13 protein-coding genes are annotated in these 11,923 nt (G+C 69.0%); 6 read left to right on the forward strand and 7 right to left on the reverse strand.

Annotated features, from left to right (window positions below; genetic code table 11):
- A partial coding sequence (locus tag AC07OQ_RS22915; RefSeq protein WP_495055454.1) for a response regulator occupies positions 1-435 on the forward strand: 435 nt, incomplete at its 5' end.
- Here the strand turns inward: AC07OQ_RS22915 and AC07OQ_RS22920 are convergent.
- Genes AC07OQ_RS22920 through AC07OQ_RS22930 form a run of 3 tightly spaced genes read right to left on the reverse strand, consistent with a single transcriptional unit; the run spans position 424 to position 3,943 of the window.
- Complete coding sequence (locus AC07OQ_RS22920; RefSeq protein WP_495055455.1) at positions 424-1,284, reverse strand: DUF924 family protein; 861 nt, start codon at positions 1,282-1,284, stop codon at positions 424-426. The two genes, AC07OQ_RS22915 and AC07OQ_RS22920, sit on opposite strands and share 12 nt — an antisense overlap.
- Positions 1,284-3,365: a prolyl oligopeptidase family serine peptidase gene (locus tag AC07OQ_RS22925; protein ID WP_495055456.1), complete on the reverse strand. Its 2,082-nt coding sequence runs from the start codon at positions 3,363-3,365 to the stop codon at positions 1,284-1,286. The genes AC07OQ_RS22920 and AC07OQ_RS22925 overlap by 1 nt, the downstream gene beginning before the upstream one ends.
- Before the next feature lie 17 nt (positions 3,366-3,382).
- Positions 3,383-3,943: a YaeQ family protein gene (locus tag AC07OQ_RS22930; protein ID WP_495055457.1), complete on the reverse strand. Its 561-nt coding sequence runs from the start codon at positions 3,941-3,943 to the stop codon at positions 3,383-3,385.
- 103 nt (positions 3,944-4,046) lie between these two features.
- Between AC07OQ_RS22930 and AC07OQ_RS22935 the strand changes: the two genes are divergently transcribed.
- Together AC07OQ_RS22935 and AC07OQ_RS22940 are read left to right on the forward strand one after the other, a co-directional pair.
- Positions 4,047-4,709, forward strand: a complete 663-nt coding sequence (locus tag AC07OQ_RS22935; RefSeq protein WP_495055458.1) for a hypothetical protein — start codon at positions 4,047-4,049, stop codon at positions 4,707-4,709.
- A gap of 123 nt (positions 4,710-4,832) precedes the next feature.
- Positions 4,833-6,920: a M3 family metallopeptidase gene (locus AC07OQ_RS22940; RefSeq protein WP_495055459.1), complete on the forward strand. Its 2,088-nt coding sequence runs from the start codon at positions 4,833-4,835 to the stop codon at positions 6,918-6,920.
- A 16-nt stretch (positions 6,921-6,936) separates the two neighbouring features.
- Here AC07OQ_RS22940 and AC07OQ_RS22945 read toward each other — a convergent pair whose 3' ends face one another.
- Positions 6,937-7,359 carry a response regulator gene (locus AC07OQ_RS22945; RefSeq protein WP_495055460.1) on the reverse strand — a complete coding sequence of 141 codons (423 nt, stop codon included), beginning with the start codon at positions 7,357-7,359 and terminating at the stop codon, positions 6,937-6,939.
- A 188-nt stretch (positions 7,360-7,547) separates the two neighbouring features.
- On the opposite strand from AC07OQ_RS22945, the gene AC07OQ_RS22950 reads away from it, so the two are divergent.
- Together AC07OQ_RS22950 and AC07OQ_RS22955 are read left to right on the forward strand one after the other, a co-directional pair.
- A complete protein-coding gene (locus tag AC07OQ_RS22950; protein WP_495055461.1) occupies positions 7,548-8,297 on the forward strand; it encodes an SDR family oxidoreductase in 750 nt (249 codons plus the stop codon).
- A gap of 109 nt (positions 8,298-8,406) precedes the next feature.
- Positions 8,407-8,694 (forward strand): hypothetical protein, encoded by a 288-nt coding sequence (locus AC07OQ_RS22955; RefSeq protein ID WP_495055462.1) that lies wholly within the window; start codon positions 8,407-8,409, stop codon positions 8,692-8,694.
- A gap of 6 nt (positions 8,695-8,700) precedes the next feature.
- Here AC07OQ_RS22955 and rsgA read toward each other — a convergent pair whose 3' ends face one another.
- The 3 genes from rsgA to AC07OQ_RS22970 are packed head-to-tail and all read right to left on the reverse strand — an operon-like array spanning position 8,701 to position 11,259.
- Positions 8,701-9,660, reverse strand: a complete 960-nt coding sequence (rsgA, locus tag AC07OQ_RS22960; RefSeq protein ID WP_495055492.1) for a ribosome small subunit-dependent GTPase A — start codon at positions 9,658-9,660, stop codon at positions 8,701-8,703.
- The gene (locus AC07OQ_RS22965; RefSeq protein ID WP_495055463.1) at positions 9,615-9,947 is read right to left on the reverse strand and encodes a 4a-hydroxytetrahydrobiopterin dehydratase; all 333 of its coding nucleotides are present in this window, start codon (positions 9,945-9,947) and stop codon (positions 9,615-9,617) included. Before AC07OQ_RS22965 ends, rsgA begins: the two co-directional genes overlap by 46 nt.
- A gap of 13 nt (positions 9,948-9,960) precedes the next feature.
- Positions 9,961-11,259, reverse strand: coding sequence for a M48 family metallopeptidase (locus AC07OQ_RS22970; RefSeq protein ID WP_495055464.1), 1,299 nt, complete (start codon positions 11,257-11,259; stop codon positions 9,961-9,963).
- Positions 11,260-11,356: 97 nt separating this feature from the next.
- Here AC07OQ_RS22970 and orn point away from each other — a divergent pair, with 97 nt between their 5' ends.
- On the forward strand, positions 11,357-11,920 hold the full coding sequence (gene orn / locus AC07OQ_RS22975; RefSeq protein WP_495055465.1) for an oligoribonuclease: 564 nt from the start codon (positions 11,357-11,359) through the stop codon (positions 11,918-11,920).
- The last annotated feature ends 3 nt before the right edge of the window (positions 11,921-11,923 follow it).

Here is an 11,923-nt window from a genome sequence, read left to right on the forward strand (position 1 = left end):
GCGCGCGGGGGCGCGCCGCGGGGCACGGTGCTGTGCGTCGAGGACAACGAGGTCAACATGATGCTGGTCGAGCAGCTGCTGGCGGCCTGGCCGCAGGTGCGGCTGCTGAAGGCCGAGGACGGCGCGACGGCGCTGCGCCTGGCGCGCGAGCATGCACCCGAGCTGGTGCTGCTGGACATGCACCTGCCGGACATGGACGGCTACGCGGTGCTGGCCGGGCTGCGCGCCGAGCCGGCGACGGCCGGGCTGCGGGTGGTGGCGCTGTCGGCCGAGGCCGGCGCCGAGGCCCAGGCGGCGGCACGCGCCGCCGGCATGCTGGACTACTGGACCAAGCCGCTGGACTTCGCGGCCTTCCGCCGCCGGGTCGATGCGCTGCTGCCGCGCGCCGAGCCGGCGCTGCCGGCCGCGCGCGCGGCGCTGGCGCTAGAAGCCTGAACCGGGCTGGGCCAGATAGGCCTGCTCCTCGGGCGTGCTGCTGCGGCCCAGCGCCTTGTTGCGGTGGGGGAAGCGGCCGAAACGCGCGATCACGTCGAGATGGCGGCGTGCGTAGTCGAGCGCCGCCTCATGGGCCGGGTGCTGCGCGGCCAGCGCCTCGAACAGCGCCACGCTGCGCTGCTGCAGGTCGAGATCCTCGGCATGCTCCAAAGGCAGGTAGACGAAGACGCGCTGCACCGGGGTCAGGTCCTGATCCCGGCCGGCGGCGATCAGCGCCAGCGCGGCCTGCAGCGCCAGCGCGTCGCCGGCGAAGGCCCGCGCCGTGTCGCGGAAGCTGTTGCGGGTGAACTGGTCCAGCAGCAGGATGCGGGCCAGCGCGCCATGGCGGCCGGCGGCGTCCCAGTCGCGCAGGCCGCCCTGCAGCGCCTGCTCGATCGCCGCGCCGAAGCGCGTGCGGATCTCGGCATCGAAACCGGCCTCCTTGCGGAACCAGGCGACGCGCTGCTTGCCGTCGTCCGGGCCCTGCAGCGCTCCGAACCAGAAGTTCAGCACCTGCTGGGCTGCGGCCGGCGCGGTCAGGCGCTGCCACACGGGATGGTGCTGCAGATGGCGCTCCGCATAGCTGCATTCGGGCCGCAGCTGGAGAGCGCGCGGCGCCAGCCAGGCCAGCGCGTGTTCGATCAGGTGCGCGGCCAGGCCGCGGCCGCGCAGTGCCGGGTCGACGATCGTGTGGGTGAGGATGAACTGGCCCGGGGCCGATTCGTACTCGATGAAGAGCGTATGGCCGTCGATCTCGGCCGCGAAGCGGCGGCCTGTGGCGTCGTGGCGGATGTCCAGGGGCCCTGTCATCACCGCACCTCGCCGCCGAGCTGCTGCCACAGATAGCTGTATTCCAGCGCCTGCAGGGTGGCGCGCTGCTCGTTGTCGGCCGCGCCGCCATGGCCGCCCTCGATGTTCTCGTAGTACAGCAGCTCATGTCCCTGCTCCAGCATGCGCGCGGCCATCTTGCGCGCATGGGCCGGGTGCACGCGGTCGTCGCGCGTCGAGGTGGTGAACAGGATCTTCGGGTAGCGCTTGTGCGCCGCGACGTTCTGGTAGGGGCTGTAGCGCGCGATATGGGCCCAGTCGGCGGCCTCGTCGGGGTTGCCGTACTCGGCCATCCAGGAGGCGCCGGCCAGCAGCTGGTGGTAGCGCCGCATGTCCAGCAGCGGCACCTGGCAGACCACCGCGTTGAAGAGCTCGGGGCGCTGCGTCGCCACCGCGCCGACCAGCAGGCCGCCGTTGCTGCCGCCCATGATGCCCAGCTGCTGCGGGCGGCTGATGCCGCGCGCCACCAGGTCCTCGGCCACCGCGATGAAGTCCTCGTAGCTGCGCTGCTTGCGGTCCAGGATGGCGGCCTGGTGCCAGGCCGGACCGAACTCGCCGCCGCCGCGGATATTGGCCAGCACCAGCACGCCGCCCTGGGCATACCAGGCGCGGCCGAAGCCGCCCGAGTACCAGGGCTGCATGCTGACCTCGAAGCCGCCGTAGCCGTAGAGCAGGGTGGGGTTGCGGCCGTTCGCCGTCGCCCCCCGGGGCCAGATCACGAAATAGGGCACGGCCGTGCCGTCGGCGCTGCGGGCGAAGAACTGCTCGGCGCGCATGCCGGCGGCGTCGAACTGCGGCCGGCGGCTCTTCAGCGGCTCGCGTGCAGCCAGGCCGGCCGCCTTGCCGGCTTGTGCCAGCGCCAGCGTGTCGGGGGTCAGGAAATCGGTGTAGCTCAGCAGGTAATGCTCGGCCAGCGCATCCTCGTGCAGCTCGTTGTCGTGCAGGCTGGCGATGCCCAGCGTGCCCGGGAACGGCGCCTCGATGCGGCGATGCACCGGCTGCGTTCCGCCGAAGTCCCATTCCTCCAGCCGGCTGGCCACGTTGTCGGAGATGTTGAGGATCAGGTGCGAGCGGGTCAGCGTGTAGTCGGCCAGCGAGCGGGTGGGCGTGGGGGTGAACAGCGGCGTCAGCCGGCGTTCACCGGCCAGGTAGGCCGCGGCGTCGGCCAGCAGCAGGCTGCCGGCGACGAAGCGCTGGCCGCCGACCTCCCAGTCGCTGCGCAGGCTGATCAGCAGGCGCGGGCCCCAGAACTGCTCCTGGGCGTCGCTGGGCAGGTCCAGCTTGTGGAGCGCCGCGCCGCGCAGCAGGAAGTTGGCCTGGTTGTAGAAATCCAGCGCGCGCGTGAAGACCGTGCGCTCGAAGCCGGGCGTGTGGTCCACATGGACCGAGGCCGCGACATCCGCCTGCGCGCCCTCGAACACCGGGACGGCCTCGGCCAGCGGCGTGCCGCGCCGCCAGCGCTTGATGATGCGCACATAGCCCGAATCGGTCAGCGAGCCGGGGCCGAAGTCGGTGCCGACATAGATCTCGTCCGCGTTGATCCACTCGACCTGACTCTTCGCCTCGGGCAGGGCGAAGCCGTCGGGAATGAAGTGTTTCTCGACCAGGTCGAACTCGCGCACCACATGGGCATCGGCGCCGCCGCGCGACAGCGACACCAGGCAGCGCCGGTACTCGGGCGCCAGCGCCTGGGCGCCGGCGAAGACCCAGCTCTCGCCCTCGGCCGCACCCAAGGCGTCGAGGTCCAGCACCGTTTCCCAGGCCGGCTCGGGCCTGCGGTACTCGGCCAGGCTGCAGCGGCGCCACAGGCCGCGCTTGTGCTGCTCGTCCTGCCAGAGGTTGTAGAACCAGTCGCCGCGCCGGGCGATCGTGGGGATGCGGTCGCTGGCGTTCAGCACCTCCAGCAGCTCGCGGCGCAGCCCCGCATAGCCGGGGTGAACCTGCAGCTGGGCCAGGCTGAGCGCGTTGCGCTCGCGCACCCAGGCCAGGGCCCGCTCGCCCTGCACCTCCTCCAGCCAGAGGTAGGGGTCTTCTTGGTCTTGGAGGGGCAGGGCTTGCGACATCGGTGAAATCTCCCGGTTCAGTTCCCCGGGAGCTTAAGCGCTAGCGGCGTGATTTCGACCGAGGCGTTGGCAGTGGATACATAGATACCGCCGTCCTGCACCGTCACCTGCAGCTGCATGCTGCGTTCGGCCAGCGCCGCCAGGGCCTGCGACTGCTCGGCCGGGATCTGCCAGACCGTCAGCTTGGGCGCCCGGGTCAGCTTGTTCTGCAACTGGCTCCACCAGACCGGCGTGCTGCTGGCGTAGGAGATCACCGTGACCCGGTCGGCGCGGCCATGGGCCTTCATGATGCGGCGGTCGTCGGGCTGGCCCAGGTCGATCCAGTGCACCACGTCGCCGGTCAGGTCGAGCTGCCAGAGTTCCGGTTCGTCGACATCCGACAGGCCCTTGGTGAACTCCAGCCGGCCGCGCAGCTCGTCGGCGGGCACGTTCAGCGCGAAGGCCAGGATGCGCACCATCATGCGCTCGTCGGTCTCCGAAGGGTGGCGGGCAATGGTGAGGTTGTGATCACCGTAGACATGGCGGTCCATGTCGGCGATCTGCAGCTGGGCTTTGTGAATGGTGGCTTTGAGCGCCATGGCGGGCTGTGGGTTACGAGGCGAAACCGGGCATTATCCGTCCGTGGCATGATGCCGCCCTGGCGCCGCGGACCGGTGCCGTTCCATGTTGAGAGTCCTGCCCATGAAACGTATCCTGCTCTGCACCCTGATCGCCGCCGCCCTGCCTGCCCTGGCCCAGGTGGCGACCAATCCCAACGCCAAGGTCGACCCGAAGAACAACAAGGTCAGCCGCCCGGTCGTCGAGAAGCCCAAGGTCAAGCTGATGACGCGCGACGAGCTGCGCGCCTGCCTGATCCGCTTCGACAAGAACGAGGCCGAGGCCAAGGCGGTCAAGGCCGCGCAGGAGTCGAACACGCAGGAGCGCGCCGACATGGTCAGGGTCAAGAACGAGCTGACCCAGACCGGCCAGGCCCTGAACACCAACGCCACCGATCTAAAGACGGAGCGCGAGGACCTGATCAAGAGCCAGGACGGCCTGAAGGAACAGATGGCCAAGCTCGAGCGCGCCGACGCCGAGAAGCTGCTGAACGACTACAAGGCCAGGGCCGCCGCGCATGACGGCAAGATCGACGCCTACAACGCCGCCAAGGTCAAGTACGCCGAGGACGCGAAGGGCTTCGACGCCAAGGTCGAGACCCACAACAAGTCCACCAAGGAGCTGCAGACCCGCACCGAGGCCCACCTGGATGCGGTGGAAGACTGGAAGGACGAGTGCAGCAAGAAGTCCTACGACGAGGCCGACGAGATCGCCATCCGCAAGGAAATGGGCCAGGCCAAGAAGTAACGAACAACTCTTACCGGTCTTCGCATAGCCCGATCGCGGCGCCGCCCTCACCAGGCCGGCGCCGTTTTTACAATCGGCCTTCCACCTCACGGCCCCACGAAGGCCATATACACGAGACAAGCCATGAGCCACAGCGAAGCGCAAGCCGCCAATCCCCTGCTGCAAGACTGGAATGATCCCTACGGCCTGCCGCCCTTCGCGCGCATCGAGGCCGCGCATTTCGCCCCCGCCTTCGAGGCGGCGCTGCAGCAGCAGCGAGCCGAGCTTGACGCGATCGCCGACCAGGCCGCGGCGCCCAGCTTCGAGAACACGCTGGCCGCCTTCGATCGCAGCGGCCGGCTGCTGAGCAGGCTGGAGCATCTGTTCTACACGCTGTCCGCCTCGGCCACCTCGCCCGAGCTGCAGGCCGCCCAGCGCGCGCTGGCCGCGCCGCTGGCCGCCCATGGCAACGCGGTCTATATGCATGCCGCGCTGTTCAAGCGCGTCGCGGCCCTGCATGCCGAGCGCCAGGCGCTGGGGCTGACACCCGAGCAGCTGCGCCTGCTGGAGCGCGTGCACCTGGACTTCGTGCGCGCCGGCGCCCAGTTGCAGGGCGCGGCCCAGGCCCGCTATGCCAAGGTGGTGGAGCGTCTGGCCGAGCTGAACACGCAGTTTGCGCAGAACGTGCTGGCCGACGAGAGCGGCTATCAGCTGGTGCTGCAGGGCGAAGCCGAGCTTGCCGGCCTGCCGGACTTCGTGTGCGCCGCCGCGCGCCAGGCGGCGGTGGAGCGCGGCCTGGCGGAGGGCCAGCATGCGATCACCTTGTCGCGTTCGCATATCGTGCCCTTTCTGACCTTCAGCGAGCGCCGCGACCTGCGCGAGCAAGCCTGGCGCGCCTGGGTCGGCCGCGGCGAGCAGGCCGGCGAGACCGACAACCGCGCCGTGGCCCGGGAAATCCTGACCCTGCGCAACGTGCAGGCGCGCCTGCACGGCCATGCCTGCTATGCCGACTACGCGCTGGCCGACACCATGGCCGGCACGCGCGATGCGGTGCAGGGCCTCTTGAGCCAGGTCTGGGAGCCGGCCAAGGCCGCCGCCGAGGGCGAGCGCCGGCTCCTGGAAGGCATGATGGCCTCGCTGGGCCATGACTTCGCGCTGGAGGCCTGGGATTGGCGCTTCTATGCCGAGAAGGTGCGCAAGCTGCGCTACGAGCTCGACGAGGCCGAGGTCAAGCCCTATTTCCCGCTGGACGCGATGGTGCAGGCGCTGTTCGACTGCGCGCAGCGCCTGTTCGGCCTGCGCTTCGTCGCTCGGCCCGAGGTGGCCGGCTATCACGCCGATGTCAGGGTCTACGAGGTGCAGGGTGCCGACGGCCAGGCCCGCGGTGTCTTCCTGCAGGACAACTTCGCGCGCAGCACCAAGCGCAGCGGCGCCTGGATGAATGCGCTGCGCTGGCAGGCGCGAGGCATCGTGGATAAGGACGGCCGCGGCGCGCTGCCGGTGATCCTGAACAACAACAACTTCGCCAAGGGCGCGCCGGGCGAGCCGACCCTCTTGAGCTTCGACGACGCGCGTACCCTGTTCCATGAGTTCGGCCATGGCCTGCACGGCCTGCTGTCGAACGTGGAGTTCGAGCGCCTGTCGGGCACCCAGGTGCTGCGCGACTTCGTCGAGCTGCCCTCGCAGATCTTCGAGCATTGGATCAACGAGCCCGAGGTGCTGAAGCAGCATGCGCGCCATTACAAGACCGGCGAAGCGATCCCCGATGCGCTGCTGGCCAAGATCAAGGCTGCCGAGCTGTTCAACCAGGGCTACGAGGCCGTGCGCTACACCGCCAGCGCCCTGGTCGACATGGCCGCGCATGCGCTGACCGAGGCCTCGCCGGAAGGGGCGGGCCCGGACATCACCGAGTTCGAGGCCAAGACCATGGCGGCCTATGGCCTGCCGGCCGCGATCGGCATGAACCACCGCCTGGCGCATTTCCAGCACCTGTTCAGCGGCAGCGGCTATGCGGCCGGCTATTACGTCTATATGTGGGCCGAGGTGCTGGACGCGGATGGCTACGAGGCTTTCAAGGAGGCCGGCAGCCCTTTCGATCCGACGGTGGCGGCCCGGCTGCTGACCCATATCTACGCCAGCGGCAACAGCCGCGAGCCGCGCGAGGCCTACCGCGCCTTCCGCGGCCGCGATGCCCAGGTCGAGCCGATGCTGCGCGGCCGCGGCTTGGTCTGACGGGAACTCGGGTCGCTCAGGCGCCCGCTGGAAAGCGGGCGTCCAGGCCGGCGAGGAAGCGCTTGAAGTCGATCGGCTTGGTCCAGTAGTCGGTGAAGCCGGCGTCCAGCGCGCGCCGGATGTCCTCGGGCATTGCATTGGCCGACAGCGCGATGCAGGGGATGGCCGCGGTCAGCGAGTCCAGCCGCAGGCGGCGCAGCACCTCGTAGCCATCGGTATCGGGCAACTGCATGTCCAGCAGGATCAGGTCGGGCAGTTGCTCGCGCGCACGCGCCAGCCCCTGGGCACCATCTTCGGCGCATTGCAGGTTCAGATGCGGGCGCTGCGCCACCAACTCCTGCACCACCAGCTGGTTGATCGGGTTGTCCTCGATATAGAGCAGGCGGCCGGCGCAGGGCAGGTTAGGGACGGTATCGGGGAAAAGCTGGGAATCGGGCACGGCGGGAGGCGGGCGGGCGGAGGCTGGGACGGCATCAACTGTAGCGCCTGAAGATCAAGGGTTAACCCTTGGTGTCGTCACCAAGGCCCAGGCATCGCGCCCAATCGTGCATCGGTCGTGGCTCGGTGGGGCCGGGCAACTGGTGTCATCATGCGAGCCTCGATGGACGAGCCGCAGGATTTGCAGCGATGAGGACCGAACAGAAGTACGCGATGGTGACCGGCGCCGGCAGCGGCATCGGCCGGGCCTGTGCCCAGGCCCTGATGGGCGCCGGCTATACCGTGGCCCTGGTGGGGCGGCGCGTCGAGCCGCTGGAGGAGACGGCGCGGGCCGTGCCCGGCCGCGGCGTGGTGATGGCCGCCGACGTGAGCCAGCCCGAGGCCGTGCGCGCGCTGTTCACGCGCGTGCAGGCCGAGTTCGGCCGGCTCGACCTGCTGTTCAACAACGCCGGCATGTCGGCGCCCGCGGTCGCGATCGACGAACTGAGCTTCGAGCAATGGCAGGCGGTGGTGAACGTCAATCTCACGGCCAGCTTCCTCTGTGCCCAGGCGGCCTTCCGGCTGATGAAGACGCAGTCGCCGCGCGGCGGCCGCATCATCAACAACGGCTCGATCTCGGCCCATGCGCCGCGGCCCAACTCGGCGCCCTACACCTCGACCAAGCATGCGATCACCGGGCTGACCAAATCGCTGGCACTGGACGGCCGCGCGCATGACATCGCCTGCGGCCAGATCGACATCGGCAATGCGCTGACCGACATGGCCTACAAGATGACCCAGGGCGTGCCGCAGGCCCATGGTCAGATCGCCGTGGAGCCGACCATGGACGTGCAGCATGTGGCCCAGGCCCTGCTGCACATGGCCTCGCTGCCGCTGTCGGCCAATGTCTTGAATATGACGGTGATGGCCACATCTATGCCCTTCGTCGGCCGCGGCTGAGCCGAGACCGAGAACGGCCCTGCGGCCTGTTCGACGCTCGGCGAAGGCCGGACCATGTCCGGCATGGGCCGGCCGGCGATCTGCGCCCTGTTGAAGAAAGAACCGCTTGATGCTCTCTGCCCTCGTCTCGTTCGCCGTGCGTCTGCTGCTGACCGTGGCCACCGTGGTGCTGGTGCTGGCCCTGATGGGCGTGGCCCTGGTCACGATGCTGGGCCTGATGCTCTGGAGCCTGATCCGCGGCCGCAAGCCGGTGATCGACGTGTCGGGCTTCGAGCGGGCACGCCAGTTCCGGCCCGGTATGCGGCCAGGCGCGCGGGCCGCCCACAAGCCGGTGGGCGAGGTGGTCGACGTCGAGGTGCGCGAGGTCGAGCCGAGCCGGACCAGGCTGGAGCCTTGACGGGGCTTACCAGCGCTTGCTGCTCAGCTCTTCCAGGATCTCGCCGTAGATGCGGTAGCGCGAGGCACTGATCGCGCCGGCTTCCAGCGCCGTGCGCACGCCGCAGCCGGGTTCGTGCTGGTGGCTGCAGTTGTAGAAACGGCAGTCGCCCGCATGGGCGCGCAGATCGGGCATCAAGAGCGGCAGCTGCGCCGGCTCGATCTGCCTGAGCCCGAATTCCTGGAAGCCCGGCGAGTCGATCAGGGCGGTGCGCGGCCGTCCCGCGTCGGCGCCGTCGACCCAGTACCACTGCGTGGTGGTGGTCGTGTGGCGGCCCGAGTTCAGCGCCTGGGAGATGTCGCCCACCTGGGCCTGGGCGTCGGGGATCAGCAGATTGATCAGGGTGCTTTTTCCGGTGCCGCTGGGGCCCAGCACGAAGGTGCTCTTGCCCTGCAGCCAGGGCTGCAGCAGCGCGCGGGAACCCTCGCGGTCGGCCTTCAGCGCGACCTCCATCACCTCCAGGCCCATGTCCCGGTAGGGCTGCAGGCGCTCGCGCGCGGCGGCGGTGCCGGGCAGGTCGGTCTTGTTCAGCGCGATGCGCGCGCTGATGCCGGCGCTCTCAGCCGCGATCAGCGCGCGCGCCAGCTGGCTCTCGCTGAACACCGGCTCCACGGCCACCAGCACCAGCAGCTGGTCGAGATTGGCCGCGAAGCTCTTGGTCTTCCATTCGTCCTGGCGGAACAGCAGGTTGCGGCGCGGTTCCACCGCCTCGATCACGCCCTCGTCGCCGGTGGGGGCCCAGCGCACCTGGTCGCCCACCACGCAGTCGCTCTTCTTGCCGCGCGGATGGCAGACATGGCGCCGCCCCTCGGCGTCCTCGACGATGTAGTGACGGCCATGGCCGCGCACCACCAGGCCCAGGTCCAGCGCCTGGAATTTCGTCATGCGCCCTCGGCCTCGGGCAGGGCCGAGACCTGCGCCGCGCAGATGAAGTCGTTGGCCGTCAGACCCTTGGCGCTGTGGGTGCTGAAGCTGACGGTGCAGGCGCCATAGCTGACCATCAGTTCGGGATGGTGGTCCTGGGCATGGGCCAGTTCGGCCACCGCGTCGACGAAGGCCATGGTCTGGTAGAAGTTGTCGAAGCGGAAGGCGCGCGCGATCAGCTTGTGTTCGGCATCGGGCAGCCAGCCGGGCACCTGGTCCAGCCAGGTCTGCAGCTGGGCGGGGTCTATCGGCTCACGCTGGGGCGTGCATTGGGCAAGCAGCAGGTTCATGGGGCTGGGCTCTTCACAGGGCAGCAATGGCGGCGAGGCGTTCGCTGGCCGGGGGATGGGAATAGTAGAAGCGCGCGTAGACCGGGTCCGGCGTCAGGGTGCCGGCATTGTCCTCGTGCAGCTTCAGGAGGGCCGAGGCCAGGTCGGCACCGCTGGCCTGGGCGCAGGCATAGGCATCGGCCTGGAACTCGTCGCGCCGCGACAAGGTGCTGGCCAGCGGCGTCAAGAAGAAGCCGAACACCGGCAGCACCAGCAGGAACAGCAGCAGGGCCAGCGCATCGTTGGGGCGCGGGCCGTCCAGATTGGGCTGCACGCCGAAGGCCAGGTAGAAAGCCGGCTGGCTGCTGAGCCAGCCCAGCAGCGCAAAGCCGGCCAGGCTCAGCGCGAACATCGTCAGCATGCGCTTGGTCACATGCTTGTGCTTGAAGTGGCCCAGCTCATGGGCCAGCACCGCCTCGACCTCGGCGCCCGACAGGCGCGCCAGCAGGGTGTCGAAGAACACCACGCGCTTGGCCGCGCCGATGCCGGTGAAATAGGCATTGCCATGGGCCGAGCGGCGGCTGCCGTCCATCACGAACAGGCCCTTGGCCGCGAAGCCGCAGCGCGCCATCAGGCCCTCGACCCGCTCGCGCAGGCCCCCGTACCGATCTTCGGCCAGCGGCTCGAACTTGTTGAACAGCGGCGCGATCACGGTGGGGTAGAGCACCATGATCAGCAGGTTGAAGCCCATCCAGGCGCCCCAGGCCCACAGCCACCACAGGCTGCCGGCCGCGCCCATCAGCCACAGGATCAGGGCGGCGAGCGGCAGGCCGATCAGCGCGCCGACCAGGGCGCCCTTGGCCGCGTCGGCCAGATAGAGTCGCCAGTTCATGCGGTTGAAGCCGAAACGCTGTTCGATGCGGAAGGTGTTGTAGAGCTCGAAGGGCAGGTCCAGCAGCGCGCCGATCACCGCGAAGGCGGCGATCAGGAGCAACTGGTAGGCCATGCCCTCCAGCCCGAGGCCGATCAGCCCGCGGTTCAGCAGGTCGAGCCCGCCCAGCAGGGTCCAGCCCAGCAGCAGCACGGCATTGAAGGCCAGGCTCAGCAGGCCGAAGCGCGCCCTGGCGACCGTGTAGTCGGCGGCCTTCTGGTGCGCGGCCAGCGGCACGGTGGCCGCGAAGGCGGCGGGCACGGCATCGCGGTGGCGCACCACATGGCGCACCTGGCGGCCGTTCAGCCAGAGCTTCAGGCCCAGCGACAGCAGCAGGGCCGCGGCGAAGGCCAGGCTCAGATGGAAGGGGTTCAAGGGCACAAGAAAATTCGCGGACTGCATGGCCTGGAGTGTAGGGCTGCGACAATGCGCGCCCAAGGCGCATTGCGACCATTGCGAGCGCAATGACGCCAACCCAAGGACAAGGAACGACCAAGCCATGAGCGAGAACCCCCTGCTGGCCTGCAACGACCAGAACCTGATCTGGATCGATCTGGAGATGACCGGCCTGTATCCCGACCGCGACCGCATCATCGAGGTGGCGGTGGTTGTGACCGACCCGCAGCTGACGGTGCGCGTCGAGGGGCCGGTGTTCGCCATCCACCAGAGCGACGCCACGCTGGACGCGATGGACAACTGGAACAAGGGCACGCATGGCAAGAGCGGCCTGATCGACCGTGTCAAGGCTTCCACCATCAGCGAGGAACAGGCCGCGGTCCAGGTGATCGATTTCCTGAAGGCCTATGTGCCCAAGGGCAAGTCGCCGATGTGCGGCAACAGCATCTGCCAGGACCGCCGCTTCCTGGCCAACTACATGCCCAGCCTGGAAGATTTCTTCCACTATCGCAATCTCGACGTGTCCACGCTGAAGGAGCTGGCGCGGCGCTGGAAACCCGGCATCATCGACGGCTTCAAGAAGGCGCAGAAGCACACCGCGATGGCCGACATCCACGAGTCGATCGACGAACTCGCCTATTACCGCGAGCATTTTCTGAGCCTCTGATCT

Source organism: Roseateles sp. GW821-FHT09B06 (assembly GCF_059418245.1).